We start from the raw sequence: 24,865 nt of genomic DNA, 5'->3' as shown, positions 1-24,865 counted from the left end.
AACCGCGCCGTCAGGCCGTCTCCACCCCCACGTAACTCTCGCGGAGGTACTCGTGAACCGCGTTCTCGGGGACGCGGAAGGACCGCCCCACCCTGATCGCGGGCAGATGACCGCTGTGCACCAAGCGGTACACGGTCATCTTCGACACTCGCATCACCGAGGCGACCTCCGCCACGGTAAGGAACTGAACCTCGCTCAGAGGCCTCTGCTCAGCAGCCATGACACACCTGAACCTTCCGCACTCGACGGCCACCGGCTTCCCCTTCCGGTGACTCTTCGTCGCTGCGTGCTCACTCCCCAATGTAGGGGCGGGTGATGCAAGTGGGGAAGAGGTGCACCCATCGGCGGCCTACTGTGACAGACACGCTCGATTGAGTACGTAGCGGGTCAGCGGCCGGTAGTAATCAGACCGCACGGCGTCATCAAGTGGAACGACGACGGACACGGCCCCCTCGGCCTCCCCCACGAAGAGCGCGGGGTCATCCGTATCCGCCAGCCCAATGGCCTCAAACCCCAGCTGACCTGCTCCGCAGACCCATCCGTGATCCCCGATCACCAGCTCGGGAAGCGGCCCGCCGCTCTCCGCCGCGGCCGCGAGGGCGGTACGAACCGGGAGCGGCGAATGCGTGTGTGCGCCCGGCTCACCACCGGAGCTCTTCGCGTCCGGCGCCCGCACGAGCGCGACTCCTCGTACGTAGTCAAGGTTGTACGTACGTAGACCGAACCGGGTCGTTATGTCGACACGGCGACCATGCGCAGGGCTGAGGACGGTACATCCCGCCGCCGAGAGGGCGTCCGCGAGAGCGGCGTAGAACCCGAGCAGTCGGTGCGGATGGCCGGTCCCGATCAGCACAGGGCCGCTGCGCTGGGCAACTGCCGCGAGCCGCTCCGCGAAGGCGTCCAGCGCGGCGAGGGTTCGTTCAGGATCGATCACATCTAGGCCAGTTGTACACCTCGGATCACCGGAAACCCCGCACTTGTCCGCCATGAGCCCGATCAAATCCCGCTCACTCCACGCCCACTCGGGATCAATCCCGATCAACACCCGAGGATCCCGAGCCGCGAACAACCGATAACTCCGCAGACTCTCCTCCCGAGAGGTGGCCACGGTCCCGGCGAGCCGAGCGGCCAGCAGGTGAGCGCGGAGGGCGCTGGTGCTCAACACGGGAGTGATGGTGGCGGACGGGGACGGGGAATGGGGTGGGAACGGAGAATCACCGCACAGTCGGAGTAACGGGACCGCACCCACCTGTTTTTAGGGGCGCGGGGAACTGCGCGACCAGCCCCCACCGACCCGCACCCGCCCCACAACCGAACCCGGCACCCCGCAGTGCGCTACGCCAACAACCCCCGCAACGGAAACACCGACCGCCTGGTCGCCAGCACCGCCTGATCCAGCCGATCCGCAGGGTCGTACCCCGCATCCCACTCCGCGTACGACACCGGCCACCGCCCATCAGTCATCCGCGCCGGCGCCAACTGCCGAGTCCGAGCGAACACCTCCTGCCGCCACCCCTCAGGAATCATCGCCTCGGGCTCAATCGCCCGCCCCGCCGCGATGGCCACCAGATGCGTCCACGACCGAGGCACGACGTCCACCACGGCGTACCCCCCACCCCCCAGCGCGATCCACCGCCCCCCGGCATACGAGTGCGCCAGCTCATGACAGGCGACCTGCACCGCCCGCTGCGCGTCCAACGACACCGCGAGATGAGCCAGCGGATCCTCGAAATGCGTATCGGCGCCATGCTGAGTCACCAGCACATCCGGCTGGAAATCAGCGATCAGCTCCGGCACCACGGCATGAAACGCCCGCAACCACCCGGCATCCCCCGTCCCCGCCGGCAACGCCACATTCACCGCGCTGCCCTCGGCCGAGTCCGCCCCGGTCTCCTCCGGCCAACCGGTCTGCGGGAACAACGTCCGGGGATGCTCGTGCAAGGAGATCGTCAGAACCCGGGGATCCTCCCAGAACGCCGCCTGCACCCCGTCCCCGTGATGCACGTCCACATCCACATAGGCGACCCGCTGGGCCCCCAGCTCCAGCAGCCGCGCGATCGCCAGCGAGGCATCGTTGTAGATGCAGAACCCCGACGCCCCACCCGGCATCGCATGATGCAGCCCGCCCGCGAAGTTCACCGCGTGCAGCGCGTCCCCCCGCCACACCGCCTCCGCGGCCCCCACCGACTGCCCCGCGATCAGCGCGGACACCTCGTGCATCCGCTCGAACGCCGGGTCGTCCATCGTCCCCAGCCCGTACGACTGGTCCGCCGCGTCCGGATCCACGGAGGCCGCCTTCACGGCCTCGACGTAGTCCTCCCGGTGCACGAGCCGCAACGTCGACTCGCCGGCCGCCTTCGCGGCCACGACCTCCACGTCCCGGTCCAGCCCGAAGGCGTCCACCAGTCGCCGGGTCAGATCGAGCCGGACCGGATCCATCGGATGGTCCGGGCCGAAGTCATAGCCCGTTACTGCCTCGTCCCACATCAGCTGTGCGCGGCCGCTCATGCCCGCCACCGTATCGGTCCGGTTGAGCCCCGAACGACTTGGCGTACACCAGCGTCACCAGCACCAACACCATCGGCACCAGCATGGCCCCGCGATAGCTCCACGCGTCCCCCAAGGCCCCCACCAACGCCGAACCGACCAGGAACCCCACGTAGTTGAAGACATTGAGCCGCGCCACCGCCGCGTCCGACGCCCCCGGGAACAGCCGCCCGGCCGCGGCGAAGGTCTGCGGCACCAGCACGCACAACCCCACCCCGAGCAGCGTGAACCCGAGCATCCCCACCCAGGCCCCAGGCGCCACGGCCACCACCGCGAACCCCCCGGCCGCCACCAGCGCCCCCAGCCGTACGACCGCCACCGCACCGAACCGCCGTACCCCGAAGTCCCCGATGGCCCGCCCGACCAGGGTCGTCACCATGTAGACGTTGTACGGCACGGTCGCCAGCTGCTCACTGCTCCCGAGCACGTCCTGCAGGTACTTCGCACTCCAGTTGGAGACCGTGGAGTCCCCGATATAGGCGAAGGTCATCACCAGACACAGCGGCAGCAGCAGCTTGAAGACGATCCCGTCCCCGCCCTCCGCCTTCCCGGCCTCCTCCGCTACGGCCGCCCCCTCGCCGTCGACGTACCAGCGGCTCCCCAGCAGGCACAGCGGCAACAGCACCACCACGACCGGCAGATAGGACACGAAGAGCGCGAGATGCCAGTGCGCCCCGACCCAGGCCAGCGAGGCGCCCACGATCCCGCCGAGGCTGAACACCGCGTGGAAACTCAACATGATGCTGCGCCCGTACGCCCGCTGGAGGCTCACCCCGAGCATGTTCATGGACGCGTCGAGCATGCCGACGGCGAGCCCGAACGCGGCGAGCGAGACCCCCAGCTCGGCCATCGAGTCCCCGGCCCCGACCCCGATCAGCGCCAGGAGCACGACGGGCTGGGCGAACCGCAGCAGCCGGCTCGGCCGGATCCGCTTCACCAGCTGCTCGGTCGAGACACTCCCGACCCCGGCGAGGATCGGCACGGCGGCCAGGAAGGCGGGCAGCAGGGCGTCGGAGACCCCGTACCGGTCCTGGATGGCGGGGATCCGCGTCACCAGCAGGGCGAAGGCGACACCTTGCGCGAAGAAGCTGAACGCCAAAGAGGCCCTACCGCGCCGCAGCACATCTGTCATGGCGGCGAGCGTAGGGCCCCAACGTACTCGTGGGTAGATCCAGCCAAAGGTGAATTTCCCTCAGCTTTACCGGGCGAGGGCGACCTCGGGCTTCGAGGGGGCGCAGGACTTGGTCTCGGCGATCAGCATCCGTGCCATCGGCCCGGCGCCCAGCGCGCCGCTGACCAGGAAGGCCACCACCATCGACACGACCATGACGACGGACCCGAGCCACACCATCGTGTCCACCGGCAGCGTGTACGCCCCCACGACCCGCCCCACGCACTCCGCCAGCAGTACGACTCCCCACACCACGGAGAACCGCCGCTCGGCCCGCCGGAAGTCCGCCGACTTCTCCATGAGCCGTGCCCAGGCGGCCTCCCGCTCGGCGATCCCCTTCACCAGCCAGGGCTTCATGCCGGCGGTCATCAGCGGCTTCCCCATCGCCACGGAGACCAGGACACCGATCCCGACGACACTGCTGACCCCGCTGTCCTTGGCGAGCATCAGCCGCGGATCCCCGGCGACGAAGCTCAGCAGCAGCCCCACCACGTTGACGACGAGGATGAGTGCCGCGAGACCGTTGACCGTCCGCTCCCTCACCACGCTCCAGACGGTCCGCACCGCGGGCACGACACTGCTGAGGCCCAGCGCCATCAGCGTGCTCATACCGAGCCCGTCCTTGAGGAGGTAGTACGCCCCGATCGGCACAGCCACGTCCACGATGAGGGGAGCCAGGTTCGCGCGCTTCGAGTTCGTCTTCGTCGTCATGCCCTCAGCTTCTCGTCCGGGAAGGGGGCGCCAGTAGAAACGATCGTCCGGAGCTCGGCATGACAAATGTCAGACGAGCAGGTCGAGCAACTCCCCCATGTCGGAGAACAGTTGAGTGGCCCCGGCGAGCTTCGCGGCGGGCGTCATCGCGGTGAACCCGTACACGTCCATCCGGGCCGCATTGGCCGCCTGGACGCCCAGCGGACTGTCCTCGACCACCACACACCGCCCGGGCTCGACCCCCATCCGCTCGGCGGCGTACAGAAACAGATCCGGCGCCGGCTTGCCCCGCCCCACGTCCTCCGAGCTGAAGATCCGCGCGTCCTCGAACCACCGGTCAAGGCCGGCCGCCCGATGCCCCACCCGGATCCGCCCATGACTCCCGGAGGACGCGACACAGTACGGCACCCCGTCCGCGGCCAGCTTCTCCAGTACGCCGGTGACGCCGGCCACGGCCTTCAACTCCCGCTCGAACGCGGCGAAGACCCGCGCATGGAAGACGTCGTCGAAGTCCTCCGGCAGCCGCTGCCCACTCCGCTCCAGGACGAGCTCATGGATTCGGTGCATGGCGGAGCCCATGTAGTCCCGGATGGAGTCCTCGTAGGAGGTCGGATGCCCGAGCTCCGTCAGATAGGCGGCGAGATGCCGATTGGAGATCGGCTCGCTGTCGACGAGGACACCGTCGTTGTCGAAGATGACGAGGTCATAGCGCATGTCTTCGACCCTAAACGACCCCGAACGCAGAAAACCCCCGTTCCAAAAGGAACGGGGGTTTTCGCAAAGTTTGTTCGGCGGTGTCCTACTCTCCCACAGGGTCCCCCCTGCAGTACCATCGGCGCTGTAAGGCTTAGCTTCCGGGTTCGGAATGTAACCGGGCGTTTCCCTCACGCTATGACCACCGAAACACTATGAAACTCAGACCGGAAAACACACGGTCGTTGCCTCAGAACTAACACAGTGGACGCGAGCAAATATGGACAAGCCCTCGGCCTATTAGTACCGGTCACCTCCAGCGGTTACCCGCCTTCCAGATCCGGCCTATCAACCCAGTCGTCTACTGGGAGCCTTAACCCCTCAAAGGGGGTGGGAATACTCATCTCGAAGCAGGCTTCCCGCTTAGATGCTTTCAGCGGTTATCCCTCCCGAACGTAGCCAACCAGCCATGCCCTTGGCAGAACAACTGGCACACCAGAGGTTCGTCCGTCCCGGTCCTCTCGTACTAGGGACAGCCCTTCTCAATATTCCTACGCGCACAGCGGATAGGGACCGAACTGTCTCACGACGTTCTAAACCCAGCTCGCGTACCGCTTTAATGGGCGAACAGCCCAACCCTTGGGACCGACTCCAGCCCCAGGATGCGACGAGCCGACATCGAGGTGCCAAACCATCCCGTCGATATGGACTCTTGGGGAAGATCAGCCTGTTATCCCCGGGGTACCTTTTATCCGTTGAGCGACGGCGCTTCCACAAGCCACCGCCGGATCACTAGTCCCGACTTTCGTCCCTGCTCGACCCGTCGGTCTCACAGTCAAGCTCCCTTGTGCACTTACACTCAACACCTGATTACCAACCAGGCTGAGGGAACCTTTGGGCGCCTCCGTTACCCTTTAGGAGGCAACCGCCCCAGTTAAACTACCCATCAGACACTGTCCCTGATCCGGATCACGGACCCAGGTTAGACATCCAGCACGACCAGACTGGTATTTCAACGACGACTCCACAACCACTGGCGTGGCCGCTTCAAAGTCTCCCAGCTATCCTACACAAGCCGAACCGAACACCAATATCAAACTGTAGTAAAGGTCCCGGGGTCTTTCCGTCCTGCTGCGCGAAACGAGCATCTTTACTCGTAGTGCAATTTCACCGGGCCTATGGTTGAGACAGTCGAGAAGTCGTTACGCCATTCGTGCAGGTCGGAACTTACCCGACAAGGAATTTCGCTACCTTAGGATGGTTATAGTTACCACCGCCGTTTACTGGCGCTTAAGTTCTCAGCTTCGCCACACCGAAATGTGACTAACCGGTCCCCTTAACGTTCCAGCACCGGGCAGGCGTCAGTCCGTATACATCGCCTTACGGCTTCGCACGGACCTGTGTTTTTAGTAAACAGTCGCTTCTCGCTGGTCTCTGCGGCCACCCCCAGCTCACCAAGTAAATTGGATCACCAGGTGTGGCCCCCCTTCTCCCGAAGTTACGGGGGCATTTTGCCGAGTTCCTTAACCATAGTTCACCCGAACGCCTCGGTATTCTCTACCTGACCACCTGAGTCGGTTTAGGGTACGGGCCGCCATGAAACTCGCTAGAGGCTTTTCTCGACAGCATAGGATCATCCACTTCACCACAATCGGCTCGGCATCAGGTCTCAGCCTCATGTGCGACGGATTTGCCTATCGCACGGCCTACACCCTTACCCCGGGACAACCACCGCCCGGGATGGACTACCTTCCTGCGTCACCCCATCACTCACCTACTGCAAGTCTGGTTCGTCGGCTCCACCACTCCCCTTTGCCCGAAGGCTCCGGGGCGGCTTCACGGACTTAGCATCGCCTGGTTCGATGTTTGACGCTTCACAGCGGGTACCGGAATATCAACCGGTTATCCATCGACTACGCCTGTCGGCCTCGCCTTAGGTCCCGACTTACCCTGGGCAGATCAGCTTGACCCAGGAACCCTTAGTCAATCGGCGCACACGTTTCCCACGTGTGTATCGCTACTCATGCCTGCATTCTCACTCGTGAACCGTCCACCACTGCCTTCCGGCGCAGCTTCACCCGGCACACGACGCTCCCCTACCCATCACAGCCTCCGTTGGGAGTATTGCTGCAATGACACGACTTCGGCGGTACGCTTGAGCCCCGCTACATTGTCGGCGCGGAATCACTAGACCAGTGAGCTATTACGCACTCTTTCAAGGGTGGCTGCTTCTAAGCCAACCTCCTGGTTGTCTCTGCGACTCCACATCCTTTCCCACTTAGCGTACGCTTAGGGGCCTTAGTCGATGCTCTGGGCTGTTTCCCTCTCGACCATGGAGCTTATCCCCCACAGTCTCACTGCCGCGCTCTCACTTACCGGCATTCGGAGTTTGGCTAAGGTCAGTAACCCGGTAGGGCCCATCGCCTATCCAGTGCTCTACCTCCGGCAAGAAACACACGACGCTGCACCTAAATGCATTTCGGGGAGAACCAGCTATCACGGAGTTTGATTGGCCTTTCACCCCTAACCACAGGTCATCCCCCAGGTTTTCAACCCTGGTGGGTTCGGTCCTCCACGAAGTCTTACCTCCGCTTCAACCTGCCCATGGCTAGATCACTCCGCTTCGGGTCTTGAGCGTGCTACTGAAACGCCCTATTCGGACTCGCTTTCGCTACGGCTACCCCACCCGGGTTAACCTCGCAACACACCGCAAACTCGCAGGCTCATTCTTCAAAAGGCACGCAGTCACGAGACACCAAGCAAGCTTGATGTCCGACGCTCCCACGGCTTGTAGGCACACGGTTTCAGGTACTATTTCACTCCGCTCCCGCGGTACTTTTCACCATTCCCTCACGGTACTATCCGCTATCGGTCACCAGGGAATATTTAGGCTTAGCGGGTGGTCCCGCCAGATTCACACGGGATTTCTCGGGCCCCGTGCTACTTGGGTGTCTCTCAAACGAGCCGCTGACGTTTCGACTACGGGGGTCTTACCCTCTACGCCGGACCTTTCGCATGTCCTTCGCCTACATCAACGGTTTCTGACTCGTCCCACGGCCGGCAGACCGTGGAAGAGAGATCCCACAACCCCGCATGCGCAACCCCTGCCGGGTCTCACACGCATACGGTTTGGCCTCATCCGGTTTCGCTCGCCACTACTCCCGGAATCACGGTTGTTTTCTCTTCCTGCGGGTACTGAGATGTTTCACTTCCCCGCGTTCCCTCCACTTGCCCTATGTGTTCAGGCAAGGGTGACAGCCCATGACGACTGCCGGGTTTCCCCATTCGGAAACCCCCGGATCAAAGCCTGGTTGACGACTCCCCGGGGACTATCGTGGCCTCCCACGTCCTTCATCGGTTCCTGGTGCCAAGGCATCCACCGTGCGCCCTTAAAAACTTGGCCACAGATGCTCGCGTCCACTGTGCAGTTCTCAAACAACGACCAGCCACCCATCACCCCGCCCTACAAGGCGAGTTCACTGGGGCCGGCATCCGAAGACAGACCAAACGGCCGTGCCCTCAGACACCCAACAACGTGCCCGACACCCTCGCCACTCGTGATCAGCGTTCCACGCTCCGAAGAGCAGTACTGGCAGCCCGAGATGACTGAAAGTGCCGAATAATCAACGTTCCACCCATGAGCAACCAGCATCAGACATTCGCTGATGTACTGGCCTCTGACCGAGCGAACCCGGTAAGAAGTGCTCCTTAGAAAGGAGGTGATCCAGCCGCACCTTCCGGTACGGCTACCTTGTTACGACTTCGTCCCAATCGCCAGTCCCACCTTCGACAGCTCCCTCCCACAAGGGGTTGGGCCACCGGCTTCGGGTGTTACCGACTTTCGTGACGTGACGGGCGGTGTGTACAAGGCCCGGGAACGTATTCACCGCAGCAATGCTGATCTGCGATTACTAGCAACTCCGACTTCATGGGGTCGAGTTGCAGACCCCAATCCGAACTGAGACAGGCTTTTTGAGATTCGCTCCACCTCGCGGTATCGCAGCTCATTGTACCTGCCATTGTAGCACGTGTGCAGCCCAAGACATAAGGGGCATGATGACTTGACGTCGTCCCCACCTTCCTCCGAGTTGACCCCGGCGGTCTCCTGTGAGTCCCCGTCACCCCGAAGGGCACGCTGGCAACACAGGACAAGGGTTGCGCTCGTTGCGGGACTTAACCCAACATCTCACGACACGAGCTGACGACAGCCATGCACCACCTGTACACCGACCACAAGGGGGCGACCATCTCTGGCCGTTTCCGGTGTATGTCAAGCCTTGGTAAGGTTCTTCGCGTTGCGTCGAATTAAGCCACATGCTCCGCTGCTTGTGCGGGCCCCCGTCAATTCCTTTGAGTTTTAGCCTTGCGGCCGTACTCCCCAGGCGGGGAACTTAATGCGTTAGCTGCGGCACCGACGACGTGGAATGTCGCCAACACCTAGTTCCCACCGTTTACGGCGTGGACTACCAGGGTATCTAATCCTGTTCGCTCCCCACGCTTTCGCTCCTCAGCGTCAGTAATGGCCCAGAGATCCGCCTTCGCCACCGGTGTTCCTCCTGATATCTGCGCATTTCACCGCTACACCAGGAATTCCGATCTCCCCTACCACACTCTAGCCTGCCCGTATCGAATGCAGACCCGGGGTTAAGCCCCGGGCTTTCACACCCGACGTGACAAGCCGCCTACGAGCTCTTTACGCCCAATAATTCCGGACAACGCTTGCGCCCTACGTATTACCGCGGCTGCTGGCACGTAGTTAGCCGGCGCTTCTTCTGCAGGTACCGTCACTTGCGCTTCTTCCCTGCTGAAAGAGGTTTACAACCCGAAGGCCGTCATCCCTCACGCGGCGTCGCTGCATCAGGCTTGCGCCCATTGTGCAATATTCCCCACTGCTGCCTCCCGTAGGAGTCTGGGCCGTGTCTCAGTCCCAGTGTGGCCGGTCGCCCTCTCAGGCCGGCTACCCGTCGTCGCCTTGGTGAGCCGTTACCTCACCAACAAGCTGATAGGCCGCGGGCTCATCCTTCACCGCCGGAGCTTTCAACCACCCAAGATGCCTTGGGCAGTGGTATCCGGTATTAGACCCCGTTTCCAGGGCTTGTCCCAGAGTGAAGGGCAGATTGCCCACGTGTTACTCACCCGTTCGCCACTAATCCCCACCGAAGTGGTTCATCGTTCGACTTGCATGTGTTAAGCACGCCGCCAGCGTTCGTCCTGAGCCAGGATCAAACTCTCCGTGAATGTTTACCCGTAATCGGGTGCACACATCACGAGAGCGGAGCGACCGCCGGAATAAGGCGATCGCTCACAGCGTCCTCGCTGTGTTTTTTCAAAGGAACCTCGCCCTCCCACAAGTGAGAGAGACGGGGTATCAACATATCTGGCGTTGATTTTTGGCACGCTGTTGAGTTCTCAAGGAACGGACGCTTCCTTTGTACTCACCCTCTCGGGCTTTCCTCCGGGCTTTTCCCTTCGGTCTTGCGTTTCCGACTCTATCAGACCGTTTCCGGTTCCGATTTCCTCGGTGCTTTCCAGGTTCCCGCTTCCGCGTTTCCCTTTCCGGCGATTCCGACTCTATCAGATCCTTTCGGGCCTGATCCCCGGTCAGCGGGGCTTGTCTTCCCGGCTGTTGGGCCGTTCCGACGAGTGAGACTTTAGCGGATTCCCGGCTCCCGAGCTAATCGGGGGCCTGCGCCCTTTCGAACGCGGATTCCTCATTTCGCGAATACGCACGCCAATACAGCGACGGCAGACAGAGCGACTGTCGTCGTTTGTTGGCTGGTACTTGCGGAATGGCTGTCCGGGGACCGACCGGAGTCGGCGCTCACGTCGGACAACTCGGAGAACACTACGTACCGGGCTGGGGAGTGTCAACTCAGGTACGGAACCGGGCCCGGAGGCGTACTCTGGCTGCCATGACGACGCGTACGTGCACCCAGCAGTGGTGGGCCGCCTGACGGCGGCCGTAAGCACGTATGCACTCAACGGCCGCCGCCTCGGCGGCCGTTCTCGTTTCTCCCTCCAGAGCTCCTGAGGGTCGGCCGGCCGGGGACGGCGGTCTCGACCAGGAGGTGGAGAGATGACGCGGGTGTTCAGCGGGGTCAAGCCGACGGGGCATCTGACGCTGGGGAACTACCTGGGAGCCATGCGGCAGTGGGCCACGGTCGATCAGCACCAGGCGGAGTCGCTGTTCTGCATCGTCGACCTGCACGCCCTCACCGTCGACCATGATCCGGCGCGGGTGCGTCGGCTGAGTAGGCAGGCGGCGACGCTGTTGCTCGCGGCGGGGCTGGATCCCGAGCTGTGCACCGTGTTCGTCCAGAGCCATGTCGACGAGCACGCGCGGCTGTCGTACGTGCTGGAGTGCGTGGCCACGGACGGCGAGATGCGGCGGATGATCCAGTACAAGGAGAAGGCAGCCCGGGAGCGGGCTCGGGGTGGGAGTGTGCGGCTGTCGCTGCTGACGTATCCCGTGCTGATGGCGGCGGACATCCTGGCGTACGGGGCCGACGAGGTGCCGGTCGGGGACGACCAGGCTCAGCATGTGGAGCTGACGCGGGATCTGGCGGTGCGGTTCAACCAGCGGTACGGCTACACGTTCGTGGTGCCTCGGGCCACCGTGCCGAAGGTGGGCGCGCGGGTCATGAACCTTCAGGAGCCGCTGTCGAAGATGGGGAAGTCCGACGACTCCGGGCCCGGCATCGTCTATCTGCTCGACGAGCCGGATGTCGTGCGGAGGAAGGTCATGCGGGCCGTGACCGACAGCGGACGGGACGTGGTGTACGACCGGGAGGCACGGCCGGGGCTGGCGAATCTGCTGGAGATCCTCGCGTCCTGCACGGGTGGGAACCCATCGGAGCTGAGCGGTGTATATGAGTCGTACGGCGCCTTGAAGAAGGACACCGCCGAGGCCGTGGTGGAGGTCTTGAGGCCCGTGCAGGAGAGGCACAAGGAGTTGTGCGCGGATCCTGGCTATGTGGAGGGGGTGCTGCGGGATGGTGCGGAGAAGGCGCGGGCGATGGCGCGGCCGACCGTGGATTCCGCTTATCGCGCGATCGGGCTGCTGCCGGCGGCGAGTGATATCTCGGTGAGCGTGGCGGCCCGGTAGCCGGGCGGTCGGCGGTGTCCGCGTGCCGCCCCCGTGCAGGAGGGGCGGCTGTGAGGGGGTCGGTCAGCTGTTGTTGCCGGAGGCCAGCTGACGGCTGCGGTCGCGGGCGGCTTCGAGGGCGGCGATGAGGGCGGCTCGGACGCCGTGGTTCTCGAGTTCGCGGATGGCGTTGATGGTGGTGCCCGCGGGGGAGGTGACGTTCTCGCGGAGCTTCACCGGGTGTTCGCCGCTGTCGCGGAGCATCGTCGCGGCGCCGATGGCGGACTGGACGATCAGGTCGTGGGCCTTGTCGCGGGGCAGGCCGAGCAGGATGCCGGCGTCCGTCATGGCTTCGACCAGGTAGAAGAAGTACGCCGGTCCGGAGCCGGAAAGGGCGGTGCAGGCGTCCTGCTGGGACTCGGGGACGCGGAGCGTCTTGCCGACGGCGCCGAAGATCTCCTCGGTGTGGGCGAGGTGGTCGGCGGTGGCGTGGGTGCCGGCGGAGATGACGGACATGGCCTCGTCGACCAGGGCGGGGGTGTTGGTCATGACGCGGACGACCGGGGTGCCGTTGGCGAGGCGCTCCTCGAAGAAGGAGGTGGGGATACCGGCGGCGCCGCTGATGATCAGGCGGTCGGCGGGGACGTGCGGGGCGAGTTCGTCGAGGAGGGTGCCCATGTCCTGTGGTTTGACCGTGAGGATCAGGGTGTCGGCGGTCTTGGCGGCTTCCGGGTTGGTGACCGGGGTGACTCCGTAGCGGGTGCGGAGTTCTTCGGCCCGCTCCTGGCGGCGGGCGGTGACCAGGAGGTCGGCCGGGGCCCAGCCGGCGCGGATCATTCCGCTGAGCAGGGCTTCGCCGATCTTGCCGGTGCCGAGGACTGCGACTTTCTGGCTCATGCGGTTCAGTCTGGCACCGGGTCGAGAGGGACAGGGTGGCTGTCCGGTGGGCGGGACGTGGGCCGGGGCCTGCGGGCGGGCACTCCGTCGGCCTAGGCGGTCCTGCGCCTCAGGGTCGCTGCTCCCAGGCACAGGACCAGCAGGGCGCAGCCGGCCACGATCAGCGCGTCCCGTACGAAGGTCGCCGTCATGTCGGTGTGCCTGAGGACCTCGTTCATGCCGTCGACGGCGTAGGACATGGGCAGGACGTCGGAGATGGCCTCCAGGACGGGGTGCATGTTGTCGCGCGGGGTGAACAGGCCGCAGAGGAGGAGCTGGGGGAAGATCACGGCCGGCATGAACTGGACGGCCTGGAACTCGGAGGCCGCGAAGGCCGAGACGAACAGGCCGAGGGCGGTGCCGAGCAACGCGTCGAGCAGGGCGACGAGCAGCAGGAGCCAGGGGCTGCCGATGACGTCGAGGCCGAGGGCCCAGACGGCGAGGCCGGTCGCGAGGGCGGACTGGATGATCGCGAGGGTGCCGAAGGCGAGGGCGTAGCCGGCGATGAGGTCGCCTTTGCCGAGGGGCATGGCGAGGAGGCGTTCGAGGGTGCCGGAGGTACGTTCGCGCAGGGTGGCGATGGAGGTGACCAGGAACATCGTGATCAGCGGGAAGATCCCGAGGAGGGAGGCGCCGATGCCGTCGAAGGTGCGGGGGCTGCCGTCGAAGACGTAGCGCAGCAGAAGGAGCATCACGCAGGGGATGAGGATCAGCATCGCGATGGTGCGCGGGTCGTGGCGGAGTTGGCGCAGGACCCGGGCGGCGGTGGCGGTGGTGCGGGGGAGGCTGAGGGCGCGGGTGGGGGCGGGCGCGGGGCCGGACGTGGGTGTGGTGGTCGTGGTCATCGCGTGGGCTCCTTGGTGCGGCTTGCCTCGACGGCCTGGTCGACCAGGTGGAGGAAGGCGGCCTCGACCGTGTCGGAGTTGGTGCGGGTGCGGAGGGCCTCGGGGGTGTCGTCGGCGAGGATCTCGCCCTGGCGCATGAGGAGGAGGCGGTGGCAGCGCTCGGCCTCGTCCATGACGTGGGAGGAGATGAGGAGGGTGGCGCCGCGGCGGGCGGCGATGTCGTGGAAGAGCTCCCAGAGGTCGCGGCGCAGGACGGGGTCGAGGCCGACGGTGGGTTCGTCGAGGACGAGGAGTTCGGGGGTGCCGAGGAGGGCGACGGCGAGGGAGACGCGGCTGCGCTGGCCGCCGGAGAGGTTGCCGGCGAGGGAGTCGGCGTGGGTGGTGAGGTCGACGTCGGTGATGGCTTGGGTGACGTCGGAGCGGCGGCGGTCGGCGGCGGCGCGGCCGGGGTTGAGGATGGCGGCGAAGTAGTCGAGGTTCTGGCGGACGGTGAGGTCGTCGTAGACGGAGGGGGCCTGGGTGACGTAGCCGATGCGGGTGCGGAGGGTGGGGTGGCCCGCGGGCCGGCCGAGGACGTCGAGGGTGCCGGTGACCTTGGCCTGGGTGCCGACGATGGAGCGCATGAGGGTGGACTTGCCGCAGCCGGAGGGGCCGAGGAGGCCGGTGATCTGGCCGCGAGGGACGTCGAAGGCGAGGTCGTGCAGGACGGTGCGGGGGCCTCGGACGACGGTGAGGTCGCGGGCGTGGACGGCCTTGTCGGTGGGGCCGGTGTCTCCGGGGCCGGGTGGGTCCGGCACTTTATTCATCATGCGATGAATAATGCTCCCGCTACTGGGGCCCGTCAAGCGCGGTGCACGGGATAGCGCGGGCGTGGGTGGCGCGGGCGTGGGTGGCGTGGGCGTGGGGCGGCGTGGGCGTGCTGTCGGCGCAGGGCTGGTTCAGCTCAGGCTCGAGTGGTGGTTCCGGGCCGGTCCTGGGAGGCGGGAATCGACGTACGGGTGTGGGGGCATGCCGCGTTCCGGGCCTGCCGAAGCTTGGGTCCGGGATGTTGGTCGGGTGTGCGCGGCGGACCCGGAGGGTGGGGGCCGCCGCGCGGGGGGTCAGGTGGTGGCGACCAGTAGTTCGACGTCGTAGGTCTCCTCGACGGTGCCGTCCGGGAAGACCTCCTGCAGGATGCGCCGCTCCTCGGTGAGGAAGACGCCCGTGTGTTCCTCACCGGCCACCAGGAAGATCGAGTGGCTGCCGATGTTCGCGAGGTGGGTGTCCAGGGGTATGCGGCGGCTCCAGCGGACCACCCGGTGGGCGAAGTCCAGTCGGCCGCTGGGGTCGGCCAGGGTGGAGCGGGAGGCGGCGCCGTTCACCTCGGCGGCCGGGTTGGCGCCGTAGTCCCTGAAGTGCTCGGCGACCCGGCCGACCTGGCCGGCGATCCACGGGACGTCTAGGGCGTAGGTGTTCCACCACAGCACCAGTGCTCCGCCCAGCCGCAGTACCCGCACGGCTTCCGGGACCGCTCGGGCGGTGTCGGTCCAGTGCCAGGACTGGGCGTAGGTCACGAAGTCGACGGAGTCCGTGAGGAGCGGGAGGTCGTTGCCGTCGCCCCGGACGATCGGCAGGTCCGGGTGGAGGTGCCGGAACTGCTCGGCCATGCCGTCACCGGGTTCGACCGCGACGACCTCGGCGCCCCGGGCGTGCAGCAGCGCGGTCGCTATCCCGGTGCCGGCACCGACGTCCGCGACCCGGGAACCGGCGAGGGCTCGGCCGGAGAGCTCCTCGATCGCGTCGAAGAGGGCGGGCGGATAGGAGGGGCGGTTGGCGGCGTACTGGGCCGCGGCGGCGTTGAAGGAGTGGGCTCGGCTGGTGTGGGAGGAGGCGGTCATGAGGCCATGGTGACCGGGGTGCGGGTCGGGAGGGGGTGAGTTTTTGGTGAGACGTGGGGAGGGCGGCTGGGGTGGAGCTCGCCCGCAGGGTCGGGATCTCCGAGGCCGGTGCGGCTCCCCGCGCGCCGGGGCGGGAGTCTCGACGCCGGTACGACTCCCCCGGCGGGCAAGTTCAAGGACCCCGACGCCAGTGCAGCTCCAGTCGCTGCCTGCTCAGCGGGGGCGCTTCTTCTTCGACGGGTTGCCGGTGCGGCGGGCGCCGCGCTTCTCGTGCCGGCGGAGGGCCGCCTCGTACTCCTCACGGTGCAGTTTCTCGCCCGGCGCCTCGGTGAGGGAGCGGAGGAAGTAGGCCAGGAGGGAGCCCACGAACCCGATGGCTAGGAGGCCGCGGAGGGATGCCTGGCGGTCAGGGTCGGGGCGCTTGCCGAAGCCGTCCCACGTGTTGCGGAACGCCAGCGTGCTGCAGATGGCGAACATCGCGATCACGAGGACGGTCACGAAGCTGCCGGTGTCGGCGATCTGGAGGCCCTCGTAGGCGAAGCGGAGGATCAGGCAGGCGGCGACCGCGGCGGCGAGGGAGCCCGCGGCCGCGCCGGCGCGGCGGAGGGCGTAGCCGTTGTCGTGCTCCACCCAGGTCGTGCCGAAGAAACGGATCGGCTCGGGGCGGGGGCCGCCCTCGGGGGAGCCCGCGGGGATGTCCTGGGTGCCGGATTCGTCGCTCACGGGACGATTATGGCTCCGGAGCGGGTCCAGGACAGGGGCGGGCTCCCTTCGGGGATCGGCCAGGAGACTCAGGAGCAGCGGTCGGCGACGTAGCCGTCGCTGCCGGTGAGTACATAGGCGTCGGAGACGTACTGGCTGTTGCTGATGTTGTCCCAGATGTTGCTGGTGCCGTAGGGGCCGGTCACCGAGGTTCCCGGCGTCTGGCAGTAGATCGGCACCTTGGAGCCCTCGGCCAGCACCCGCACGATGCTGTAGCTGGTGCCGGGGCCGCTGCGGACGTTGAGCCGGACTCCGGGTGCCACCGAGTAGTAGCGAACCGACGCCGATGCAGCCGCCGTCACCGCCTCGGTCGCCTGGACGCCGCTGGTCTCCTCCACGCGGTCAACAGACATGAGATTCCTCCCCCGTTGGTCCCCATGACTGCCATGGGGTCCCGTTGATTCCCCTAAATCACGCCATGAAACACATGTACGCAACTCGCACGCGGAGACTAGCAAGCCGCCTCTGTCCCGTACGAGTCATCGACTAGGCTCCGTGCGTCGCGCGCGCGGACGATCAGCACGGGGGTGGTTCCATGGCGCCACAGGGCAACACCGGAGCGGGCGCGGAAGCGGAACTTCCCGAGTACGCCGGTCACTACCGGCTGGAGTCATGCCTCGGGTCCGGCGGGATGGGTGTCGTGCATGTCGCGCGCAGCCACTCGGGGATGAAGCTCGCGGTGAAGGTCGTCCATGCCGAGTTCGCCAGGGATCCCGAGTTCAGGGGGCGTTTTCGGCAGGAGGTGGCCGCGGCGCGGAAGGTGAGCGGGGCGTTCACCGCGTCCGTCGTCGACGCCGATCCCGATGCCGAACGGCCCTGGATGGCCACGCTGTTCATACCCGGCCCGACGCTCTCCGACGAGGTGAAGCGGAACGGCCCGCTGGAACCTGCCCAGTTGCGGCGGCTGATGGCCGGGCTGGCCGAGGCGCTGCGGGACATCCATCGGGTCGGGGTGGTCCACCGGGATCTCAAGCCCAGCAATGTGCTGCTCGCCGAGGACGGTCCGAAGGTCATCGACTTCGGCATTTCTCGGCCGAAAGACAGCGAACTGCGCACCGAGACCGGGAAGTTGATCGGAACGCCGCCGTTCATGGCGCCCGAGCAGTTCCGGCGGCCGAGGGAGGTCGGGTCGGCCGCGGACATCTTCGCGCTCGGCTCTGTCATGGTGCACGCAGCGACCGGGCGGGGGCCGTTCGACTCCGACAGTCCGTATGTCGTCGCCTACCAGGTCGTGCACGACGAGCCGGATCTGACCGGTGTGCCGACGAATCTCGCACCGCTCATCGTGCGCTGCCTGTCCAAGGAGCCCGAGGACCGGCCGACTCCGGACGAGTTGATGCGGGAGCTGCGGTCGGTGGCGGCCTCGTACGACACGCAGGCGTTCATACCGGCGCAGCGCTCGGGTCTCCTGCCGGACCAGGACCCGGAGAAAGCTCCGGAGACAGACCCCGAGAAGGACCAGGGGAAGGCGCGAGGGAAGGAACCGGAGAAGGAACAGGGGCAGAAGCGCGGGACGCCGACGTCTCGGCTCCGGAGACGTCCGTTCCGAAGAGCCCTGCTCGCCGCCGCCGCGGTCGTGCTCGTCCTGGCCGGTGCCCTCGCCTCCGTGCAGTGGCTCGGCGACAGCGGCGACGCCGTCGCGAAGAGCGGCGGTGACGCCCCGACCTCGGCTCCCCCGTTCGCCGGCTGGGCGGCCGACCCGGTACCGAAGGGCACGGGCGAGGTGCAGTGCTCGTACGGGACACGCCAGTTGCTCTGCGCGCGGCCCGGCACGGTCTTCGCTCTGGATCCGTCGGACGGCAAGGTGCTGTGGCGGCGCTCCGTCGCCGAGTCGAGCCCGAGCAAGGCACCGGTCGTCGAGGGCGGTCTCGTACAGCCCATGGTGGATGAAGGGCAGCGTCTGGAGGCACTCGATCCCGCCTCGGGCAAGGTGCGTTGGCAGCGTCCCCTGCCCGCGCACAACGCCATGCGGACCGCGGGCGGCATGCTCCTGCTGACCCTCCTCGACGGGAAGGTCACCGGTGCGGACGCCGCGACGGGCGACACCGGGTGGAGCCGGCGGATACCCGGGCAGCCCATGCCGACCTTCGTCTCGTTCGCCGGGGATCCGCTGGCGTACGCGACGAGTCTGTCCCTCGACTCGTCGAGCACCCGGGTCACCGCGGTGGACCCGACGACCGGAGCGGTGCGCTGGGACAAGCGGCTGAGCGGAAACCTGACCCTGGCGGGCGTGCACGACGGGTCGGTCTTCTTCCTCTCCCTCGACAACGAGTACGGCGACACGGACACCGTCGTCCGCTACACCCCGGCGACCGGGTCGACGCGTCGGGTGAAACTCCCGGTGGCCCGCTCCGACGCGCAGGCCACCGTCCGAGGGAACGTGGTCTACGTACTGGCGACGAACGGCTCCCTGGATGCCGTGGACGTGACTTCGGGCAAGCGACTCTGGACGCTCGGGACGTCCGTGAGCCGGGGCTCCGTACCCGTGGCCGACGCCCGCCATGTGTACTTCACCGCCGCCGACGGACGGCTGCTGGCCGTCGACGCGGCAGAGGGACGCCTCGTCGGGCAGACCCCGGCACGCCTCGGCTCGAACACCGGCACGGTCGCCGGCGCGCTGCCCAAGCCGGTCCTCGCCGACGGCCACGTCTACGCCACCGCCCCCGACGGCACCGTGTTCGCCGAGGACACCCGCGACCCCTCTGCCTGGTAGCCCGGGCAACGCGAAGGGCCGCCCCCGAAGAGGCGGCCCCCGAACTCAGGTGTTCAGCCCAGCTTCGACACGTCCCGCACCGCGCCCTTGTCCGCGCTCGTGGCCATCGCCGCGTACGCCCGCAGGGCCGCCGAGACCTTGCGCTCGCGGTTCTTCGGGGCGTAGACGCCACCGAGGGCCGCGTCGCGACGGGCCAGTTCCTCGTCGTCGACCAGGAGCTCGATCGTGCGGGCCGGGATGTCGATGCGGATGCGGTCGCCGTCCTCGACCAGGGCGATGGTGCCGCCCGCGGCCGCCTCCGGGGAGGCGTGGCCGATGGACAGGCCGGAGGTGCCGCCGGAGAAGCGGCCGTCGGTGACCAGGGCGCAGGCCTTGCCGAGGCCGCGGCCCTTCAGGTACGAGGTCGGGTAGAGCATCTCCTGCATGCCGGGGCCGCCCTTGGGGCCCTCGTAGCGGATGACGACGACGTCGCCCTCCTTGATCTCCTTCAGCAGGATCTTCTGGACGGCCTCCTCCTGCGACTCGCAGACCACCGCCGGGCCCTCGAAGCGCCAGATCGACTCGTCCACGCCGGCCGTCTTCACGACACAGCCGTCGACCGCGAGGTTGCCCTTGAGGACCGCCAGGCCGCCGTCCTTGGAGTAGGCGTGCTCGGCCGAGCGGATGCAGCCCTCGGCCGCGTCCTCGTCCAGCGCCTCCCAGCGCTCGGACTGCGAGAAGGCCTCCGCGGAGCGGACGCAGCCCGGGGCCGCGTGCCACAGCTCGACGGCCTTCGGGGAGGGGGAGCCGCCGCGGACGTCCCAGGTCTTCAGCCAGTCCGCGAGGGAGGGGCTGTGGACCGAGTGGACGTCCTCGTTGAGCAGGCCGGCGCGGTGCAGTTCGCCGAGGAGGGCCGGGATGCCGCCCGCGCGGTGCACGTCCTCCATGTAGTACGTGCGGTTCTTCGCCACGTTCGGGGCGACCTTGGCGAGGCAGGGGACCCGGCGCGAGACCTCGTTGATCTCCTCCAGGCCGAAGGGGACGCCCGCCTCCTGGGCCGCCGCCAGCAGGTGCAGGATCGTGTTGGTGGAGCCGCCCATGGCGATGTCGAGCGCCATGGCGTTCTCGAACGCCGCGAAGGTGGCGACGTTGCGCGGCAGGACCGTCTCGTCGTCCTGCTCGTAGTAGCGCCGGGTGATGTCCATGACGGTGTTGGCCGCGTCGACGTACAGCTGCTTGCGGGCCGTGTGCGTGGCGAGGACCGAGCCGTTGCCGGGCAGGGAGAGGCCGATGGCCTCGGTCAGGCAGTTCATCGAGTTGGCGGTGAACATGCCGGAACAGCTGCCGCAGGTCGGGCAGGCGTTCTCCTCGATGCGGAGGATGTCCTCGTCGGAGATCTTGTCGTTGACGGCGTCGGAGATCGCGTCGACCAGGTCGAGGGTGCGGACCGTGCCGTCGACGAGGGTCGCCCGGCCGGACTCCATCGGGCCGCCGGAGACGAACACCGTGGGGATGTTCAGGCGCAGGGCCGCGTTGAGCATGCCCGGGGTGATCTTGTCGCAGTTGGAGATGCAGATCAGGGCGTCGGCGCAGTGGGCCTCGACCATGTACTCCACGCTGTCCGCGATCAGGTCGCGGGAGGGCAGGGAGTAGAGCATGCCGCCGTGGCCCATCGCGATGCCGTCGTCGACCGCGATGGTGTTGAACTCGCGCGGGATGCCACCGGCCTCGACGATCGCCTCGGAGACGATCCGGCCGACCGGCTGGAGGTGGGTGTGGCCCGGCACGAACTCGGTGAAGCTGTTGGCGACCGCGATGATCGGCTTGCGGCCGATGTCCGCACCGGGTACACCGGAGGCGCGCATAAGGGCGCGGGCGCCCGCCATGTTGCGGCCGTGGGTGACTGTGCGGGACCTCAGCTCGGGCATCGTCGCTCGCTCCTTCAGACAGTTCTGGCTGCTATCGAGCGTACGCCGGTCATCCAGGGGTCGGGACAGGGTGTCCGGAATGCGGGACGCCCGTCTCGGAGTCAGGGCCCGGTCAGATGGTTCTGCACCACCGGCGCCACCCGCGCGATGATCTGCTCGACGTCCACCGACGCCAGCGGCTCCACCTTGATCACGTAACGCAGCATCGCCGTACCCACCAGTTGTGCGGCCGCCAGCTCGGCCCGCAGCTCGGCGTCCGGCAGCTCCAGCTGGTCGGCGATGCGGCGCAGCAGCTGGGTGGCGACGAGCCGACGGAAGACATTGGCCGCGGTCTCGTTGTTCACGGCGGAGCGGACGACCGCCAGGAGCGGCATGCGCGTCGCCGGGTTCTCCCAGACCCCGAAGATGAAGCGGGTGAACCGCTCCCCCACGTCCTCCAGTGGACCCTCGACGACAGCGTCCCGCGCGCCCAGGGCCGGGGCCGCGGCGACCTCCACGGCGGCCTCGAAGACCTGCTCCTTGGTGCCGAAGTAGTGGTGCACCAGCGCCGAGTCGACCCCCGCGGCCTTGGCGATACCGCGCACGGACGTCTTCTCGTAGCCCCGCTCGGAGAACTCCTCGCGCGCCGCGACCAGGATCCGGTCGCGGGTGCCGGCCGCGTCGGATTCCGTACGACGGGGTCGGCCGCGCTTCCGGGCTGTGACGTCGCTCACGGCCGGGGCACCTTCACCGGGGAGGCCAGGTGGAGGCGGGTGAAGGCCAGGGCCTCGGCGAGGTCGGCCTCACGTTCGGCGCCGGACATCGCGCGCCGGGTGTTGACCTCGATGACGACATGGCCGTCGAAGCCGCTCAGCGCGAGGCGTTCCAGCAGCTCGGCGCAGGGCTGGCCGCCGCGCCCCGGCACCAGGTGCTCGTCCTTGGCGGACCCCTTGCCGTCGGCGAGGTGGACGTGGCCGAGCCGGTCCCCCATCCGGTCGACCATCTCCAGCGCGTCGACCCGGGAGGTCGCCGCGTGGCTGAGGTCGATCGTGAAGTGCCGGTAGTCGTCCTTGGTGACGTCCCAGTCGGGGGCGTAGGCGAGCATCTCGCGGTCGCGGTAGCGCCAGGGGTACATGTTCTCGACGGCGAACCGTACGTCCGTCTCGTTCGCCATGCGCCAGATCCCGCTGACGAAGTCGCGGGCGTACTGGCGCTGCCAGCGGAACGGCGGATGCACGACGACCGTGCTCGCGCCCAGCTTCTCGGCGGCCGCCTGGGCGCGCTGGAGCTTGACCCAGGGGTCGGTGGACCACACGCGCTGCGTGATGAGCAGGCAGGGGGCGTGCACGGCGAGGATGGGGATCCCGTGGTAGTCGGAGAGGCGGCGCAGGGCCTCGATGTCCTGGCTGACCGGGTCGGTCCACACCATGACCTCGACGCCGTCGTAGCCGAGGCGTGCGGCGATCTCGAAGGCCGTCGCCGTCGACTCCGGGTAGACGGAGGCCGTCGAGAGGGCGACCTTCGCATCCGGGATCCGTACGACTGGTTCTGCCACGACGGTCAGCCTACGGCTTCCGCCGGGGTGGGACGGGGCGCCTGTTCGCCGTTGTGGTGTTTGCCACGGGGCGAGTTCAGGTGCGTGGGGGCTGGTCGCGCCCCGCGGCGGAGCCGCAGATCGATACAGCCCCGCGCCCCTTACAAACCCTCCACTGAACCCATGTGGTCAAGTCGACGCAGGATGACGCCCTCCCTGAGAGCCCAGGGGCAGATTTCGACCGTTTCCACTCCGAAAAGATCCATCGCGCCCTCGGCCACCAGCGCTCCCGCCAGGAGCTGGTTCGCCCTGCCCTCCGAGACGCCCGGCAGCTCCGAACGTTGCTCCGTCGTCATGCCGGCCAGTCTCGGGACCCAGGCCTCCAGGGACTCGCGCTTGAGTTCGCGCTGGACGTAGAGGCCCTCCGTGGAGCGGGCGGCGCCTGCCAGGCGGGCCAGCTGCTTGAAGGTCTTGGACGTGGCGACGACGTGGTCGGGGGCGCCGAAGCGGGCGAACTCGCCGACCGTACGGGCGATCTGGGCGCGCACGTGCCGCCGTAGGGCCCGTATGGCGTCCGGGTCCGGGGGGTCGCCGGGGAGCCAGCCCGCGGTGAGGCGGCCCGCGCCGAGCGGGAGGGAGACCGCCGCGTCCGGTTCCTCGTCGATGCCGTAGGCGATCTCCAGGGAGCCGCCGCCGATGTCGAGGACCAGGAGCTTGCCCGCCGACCAGCCGAACCAGCGGCGGGCGGCGAGGAAGGTGAGGCGGGCCTCCTCGGCGCCGGTGAGCACCTGGAGCTCGACGCCGGTCTCGGCCCGCACGCGCGCGAGGACGTCGTCGGCGTTGCTGGCCTCGCGGACGGCGGAGGTGGCGAACGGGAGCAGGTCCTCGACGCCCTTGTCCTCGGCGGCCTGGAGCGCGTCCTTGACGACCGAGACGAGTTTCTCGACGCCCTCGGGGCCGATCGCACCGGCATCGTCGAGGAGTTGGGCAAGGCGCAGTTCGGCCTTGTGCGAGTGCGCGGGAAGGGGGCGTGCGCCGGGGTGCGCGTCCACCACCAGGAGGTGCACCGTGTTCGATCCCACGTCGAGGACACCGAGTCTCATGTAGGGAACGCTACTGCCAGCAGGGTGTTCGACTGTCTCCGGAGGGGTCTCGGGCGACTTACCCTGGACGCGTGCCAAAGACGAAAAAGGTGAAGGACGACAAAGCGGCCACATCTGCCGACGGTTCTTCGCCGGTGAAGCCGGTGAGGCCGGTAAAGCCGACGCGGCAGTCGAAGCCGGCGAAGCTGTCGAAGAAGGCCAGGCAGGCTCTGGCGGCCGACGAGAAGGGGCTCGACTTCGCGCGCGCGTGGGTGGAGTTCCCGGATCCGGCGGACGACGAGCAGGTCTTCCGGTGCGATCTGACATGGCTGACCTCCCGTTGGAACTGCATCTTCGGCAGCGGCTGCCAGGGCATCCAGGCGGGACGCGCGGACGACGGGTGCTGCACGTTGGGTGCCCACTTCTCCGACGAGGACGACGAGAAGCGGGTCGCCGAGCATGTGGCGCGACTCACTCCGGACATCTGGCAGCACCACGACGAGGGCCTGCGGGGCGGCTGGGTCTCGGAGGACGAGGACGGCGACCGCCAGACCCGGCCCTTCCAGGGCTCGTGCATCTTCCAGAACCGGCCAGGCTTCGCGGGCGGCCAGGGCTGCTCGCTGCACATCCTGGCGCTGCGGGAGGGCCGCGAGCCGCTGGAGACCAAGCCGGACGTCTGCTGGCAGCTGCCGGTGCGGCGGACGTACGACTGGATCGACCGGCCCGACGACACCCGGGTGCTCCAGGTGTCGATCGGCGAGTACGACCGGCGCGGCTGGGGCCCGGGCGGCCACGACCTGCACTGGTGGTGCACCTCGGCGACCTCGGCCCACGGCGCCGGCGACCCGGTGTACGTGTCCTACCGCCCCGAGCTGATCGAACTGATGGGCAAGGCGGGCTACGACCGTCTCGTGGAGCTGTGCGAGGAGCGGCTGGCGTCCCAGCTGCCGTTGCTGGCACCGCATCCGGCGGATCCGGCTCCGGCCGACTGAGCGCCGACCGAGCTCGGGGCGGGCGCCGGGGG

The 24,865-nt window shown here is 67.3% G+C and carries 19 protein-coding genes and 3 rRNA genes; 3 read left to right on the top strand and 19 right to left on the bottom strand.

The window, feature by feature from the left end; genetic code table 11:
* Window positions 1–10: 10 nt before the first annotated feature.
* The 9 genes from AC2XR2_RS25600 to AC2XR2_RS25560 form a co-directional block, all read right to left on the bottom strand.
* Window positions 11–220 carry a helix-turn-helix domain-containing protein gene (locus AC2XR2_RS25600; protein WP_016437488.1) on the bottom strand — a complete coding sequence of 70 codons (210 nt, stop codon included), beginning with the start codon at window positions 218–220 and terminating at the stop codon, window positions 11–13.
* 129 nt (window positions 221–349) lie between these two features.
* Window positions 350–1,165 (bottom strand): phosphatase, encoded by an 816-nt coding sequence (locus AC2XR2_RS25595; protein WP_491516404.1) that lies wholly within the window; start codon window positions 1,163–1,165, stop codon window positions 350–352.
* 170 nt (window positions 1,166–1,335) lie between these two features.
* Window positions 1,336–2,508 carry an acetoin utilization protein AcuC gene (locus AC2XR2_RS25590; RefSeq protein ID WP_491516403.1) on the bottom strand — a complete coding sequence of 391 codons (1,173 nt, stop codon included), beginning with the start codon at window positions 2,506–2,508 and terminating at the stop codon, window positions 1,336–1,338.
* Window positions 2,459–3,679 carry an MFS transporter gene (locus AC2XR2_RS25585; RefSeq protein WP_381308960.1) on the bottom strand — a complete coding sequence of 407 codons (1,221 nt, stop codon included), beginning with the start codon at window positions 3,677–3,679 and terminating at the stop codon, window positions 2,459–2,461. The genes AC2XR2_RS25590 and AC2XR2_RS25585 overlap by 50 nt, the downstream gene beginning before the upstream one ends.
* A 66-nt stretch (window positions 3,680–3,745) precedes the next feature.
* Complete coding sequence (locus tag AC2XR2_RS25580) at window positions 3,746–4,429, bottom strand: VC0807 family protein (protein ID WP_449352478.1); 684 nt, start codon at window positions 4,427–4,429, stop codon at window positions 3,746–3,748.
* 69 nt (window positions 4,430–4,498) lie between these two features.
* Window positions 4,499–5,143, bottom strand: a complete 645-nt coding sequence (locus AC2XR2_RS25575) for an HAD family hydrolase (RefSeq protein ID WP_491516402.1) — start codon at window positions 5,141–5,143, stop codon at window positions 4,499–4,501.
* 72 nt (window positions 5,144–5,215) lie between these two features.
* Window positions 5,216–5,332 (bottom strand): 5S ribosomal RNA (rrf, locus tag AC2XR2_RS25570).
* Window positions 5,333–5,402: 70 nt separating this feature from the next.
* A 23S ribosomal RNA gene (locus AC2XR2_RS25565) occupies window positions 5,403–8,525 on the bottom strand.
* Between the two features lie 309 nt (window positions 8,526–8,834).
* Window positions 8,835–10,360, bottom strand: a 16S ribosomal RNA gene (locus tag AC2XR2_RS25560).
* The 16S, 23S and 5S rRNA genes sit together here, the layout of an rRNA operon.
* An 838-nt stretch (window positions 10,361–11,198) precedes the next feature.
* On the opposite strand from AC2XR2_RS25560, the gene trpS reads away from it, so the two are divergent.
* Window positions 11,199–12,227: a tryptophan--tRNA ligase gene (gene trpS, locus AC2XR2_RS25555; protein WP_491516401.1), complete on the top strand. Its 1,029-nt coding sequence runs from the start codon at window positions 11,199–11,201 to the stop codon at window positions 12,225–12,227.
* Between the two features lie 63 nt (window positions 12,228–12,290).
* Here trpS and proC read toward each other — a convergent pair whose 3' ends face one another.
* The 6 genes from proC to AC2XR2_RS25525 form a co-directional block, all read right to left on the bottom strand.
* The gene (gene proC / locus AC2XR2_RS25550) at window positions 12,291–13,103 is read right to left on the bottom strand and encodes a pyrroline-5-carboxylate reductase (protein ID WP_330265201.1); all 813 of its coding nucleotides are present in this window, start codon (window positions 13,101–13,103) and stop codon (window positions 12,291–12,293) included.
* A 92-nt stretch (window positions 13,104–13,195) separates the two neighbouring features.
* A complete protein-coding gene (locus AC2XR2_RS25545; RefSeq protein WP_491516400.1) occupies window positions 13,196–13,987 on the bottom strand; it encodes an ABC transporter permease in 792 nt (263 codons plus the stop codon).
* Window positions 13,984–14,796, bottom strand: coding sequence for an ABC transporter ATP-binding protein (locus AC2XR2_RS25540; RefSeq protein ID WP_381298057.1), 813 nt, complete (start codon window positions 14,794–14,796; stop codon window positions 13,984–13,986). Before AC2XR2_RS25540 ends, AC2XR2_RS25545 begins: the two co-directional genes overlap by 4 nt.
* A gap of 291 nt (window positions 14,797–15,087) precedes the next feature.
* Entirely contained in the window at window positions 15,088–15,864 is a 777-nt protein-coding gene (locus tag AC2XR2_RS25535; RefSeq protein WP_491516399.1) for a class I SAM-dependent methyltransferase, read from the bottom strand.
* 213 nt (window positions 15,865–16,077) lie between these two features.
* Complete coding sequence (locus AC2XR2_RS25530; RefSeq protein WP_491516398.1) at window positions 16,078–16,587, bottom strand: EamA/RhaT family transporter; 510 nt, start codon at window positions 16,585–16,587, stop codon at window positions 16,078–16,080.
* A 68-nt stretch (window positions 16,588–16,655) separates the two neighbouring features.
* Window positions 16,656–16,979: an SH3 domain-containing protein gene (locus AC2XR2_RS25525; protein ID WP_381298051.1), complete on the bottom strand. Its 324-nt coding sequence runs from the start codon at window positions 16,977–16,979 to the stop codon at window positions 16,656–16,658.
* 182 nt (window positions 16,980–17,161) lie between these two features.
* On the opposite strand from AC2XR2_RS25525, the gene AC2XR2_RS25520 reads away from it, so the two are divergent.
* A complete protein-coding gene (locus AC2XR2_RS25520; protein WP_491516397.1) occupies window positions 17,162–19,339 on the top strand; it encodes a serine/threonine-protein kinase in 2,178 nt (725 codons plus the stop codon).
* 53 nt (window positions 19,340–19,392) lie between these two features.
* On the opposite strand, the gene ilvD is transcribed toward AC2XR2_RS25520, so the two are convergent.
* From ilvD to AC2XR2_RS25500, 4 genes are all read right to left on the bottom strand, one after another.
* Window positions 19,393–21,246 carry a dihydroxy-acid dehydratase gene (gene ilvD / locus AC2XR2_RS25515; RefSeq protein ID WP_030323812.1) on the bottom strand — a complete coding sequence of 618 codons (1,854 nt, stop codon included), beginning with the start codon at window positions 21,244–21,246 and terminating at the stop codon, window positions 19,393–19,395.
* A 101-nt stretch (window positions 21,247–21,347) separates the two neighbouring features.
* On the bottom strand, window positions 21,348–21,959 hold the full coding sequence (locus AC2XR2_RS25510; RefSeq protein WP_391198114.1) for a TetR/AcrR family transcriptional regulator: 612 nt from the start codon (window positions 21,957–21,959) through the stop codon (window positions 21,348–21,350).
* Window positions 21,956–22,780: a sugar phosphate isomerase/epimerase family protein gene (locus AC2XR2_RS25505; RefSeq protein WP_330265210.1), complete on the bottom strand. Its 825-nt coding sequence runs from the start codon at window positions 22,778–22,780 to the stop codon at window positions 21,956–21,958. Before AC2XR2_RS25505 ends, AC2XR2_RS25510 begins: the two co-directional genes overlap by 4 nt.
* Window positions 22,781–22,920: 140 nt before the next feature.
* Window positions 22,921–23,862: a Ppx/GppA family phosphatase gene (locus AC2XR2_RS25500; RefSeq protein ID WP_381298044.1), complete on the bottom strand. Its 942-nt coding sequence runs from the start codon at window positions 23,860–23,862 to the stop codon at window positions 22,921–22,923.
* 71 nt (window positions 23,863–23,933) lie between these two features.
* Here AC2XR2_RS25500 and AC2XR2_RS25495 point away from each other — a divergent pair, with 71 nt between their 5' ends.
* Window positions 23,934–24,833, top strand: a complete 900-nt coding sequence (locus AC2XR2_RS25495; RefSeq protein ID WP_491516396.1) for a DUF3109 family protein — start codon at window positions 23,934–23,936, stop codon at window positions 24,831–24,833.
* Window positions 24,834–24,865 lie beyond the last annotated feature (32 nt).

The sequence above is a fragment of the Streptomyces sp. LS-MS-L19 genome, from assembly GCF_058382285.1.
This window is presented reverse-complemented; position numbering and strand designations above follow the sequence as displayed.

Excerpts from the sequence above, each read along its gene's own strand:
- AC2XR2_RS25600 (WP_016437488.1), bottom strand. The coding sequence starts at position 220 with ATGGCTGCTGAGCAGAGGCCTCTGAGCGAGGTTCAGTTCCTTACCGTG.
- AC2XR2_RS25590 (WP_491516403.1), bottom strand. The coding sequence starts at position 2,508 with ATGAGCGGCCGCGCACAGCTGATGTGGGACGAGGCAGTAACGGGCTAT.
- AC2XR2_RS25585 (WP_381308960.1), bottom strand. The coding sequence starts at position 3,679 with ATGACAGATGTGCTGCGGCGCGGTAGGGCCTCTTTGGCGTTCAGCTTC.
- AC2XR2_RS25580 (WP_449352478.1), bottom strand. The coding sequence starts at position 4,429 with ATGACGACGAAGACGAACTCGAAGCGCGCGAACCTGGCTCCCCTCATC.
- AC2XR2_RS25575 (WP_491516402.1), bottom strand. The coding sequence starts at position 5,143 with ATGCGCTATGACCTCGTCATCTTCGACAACGACGGTGTCCTCGTCGAC.
- trpS (WP_491516401.1), top strand. The coding sequence starts at position 11,199 with ATGACGCGGGTGTTCAGCGGGGTCAAGCCGACGGGGCATCTGACGCTG.
- proC (WP_330265201.1), bottom strand. The coding sequence starts at position 13,103 with ATGAGCCAGAAAGTCGCAGTCCTCGGCACCGGCAAGATCGGCGAAGCC.
- AC2XR2_RS25545 (WP_491516400.1), bottom strand. The coding sequence starts at position 13,987 with ATGACCACGACCACCACACCCACGTCCGGCCCCGCGCCCGCCCCCACC.
- AC2XR2_RS25540 (WP_381298057.1), bottom strand. The coding sequence starts at position 14,796 with ATGATGAATAAAGTGCCGGACCCACCCGGCCCCGGAGACACCGGCCCC.
- AC2XR2_RS25535 (WP_491516399.1), bottom strand. The coding sequence starts at position 15,864 with ATGACCGCCTCCTCCCACACCAGCCGAGCCCACTCCTTCAACGCCGCC.
- AC2XR2_RS25525 (WP_381298051.1), bottom strand. The coding sequence starts at position 16,979 with ATGTCTGTTGACCGCGTGGAGGAGACCAGCGGCGTCCAGGCGACCGAG.
- AC2XR2_RS25520 (WP_491516397.1), top strand. The coding sequence starts at position 17,162 with ATGGCGCCACAGGGCAACACCGGAGCGGGCGCGGAAGCGGAACTTCCC.
- ilvD (WP_030323812.1), bottom strand. The coding sequence starts at position 21,246 with ATGCCCGAGCTGAGGTCCCGCACAGTCACCCACGGCCGCAACATGGCG.
- AC2XR2_RS25500 (WP_381298044.1), bottom strand. The coding sequence starts at position 23,862 with ATGAGACTCGGTGTCCTCGACGTGGGATCGAACACGGTGCACCTCCTG.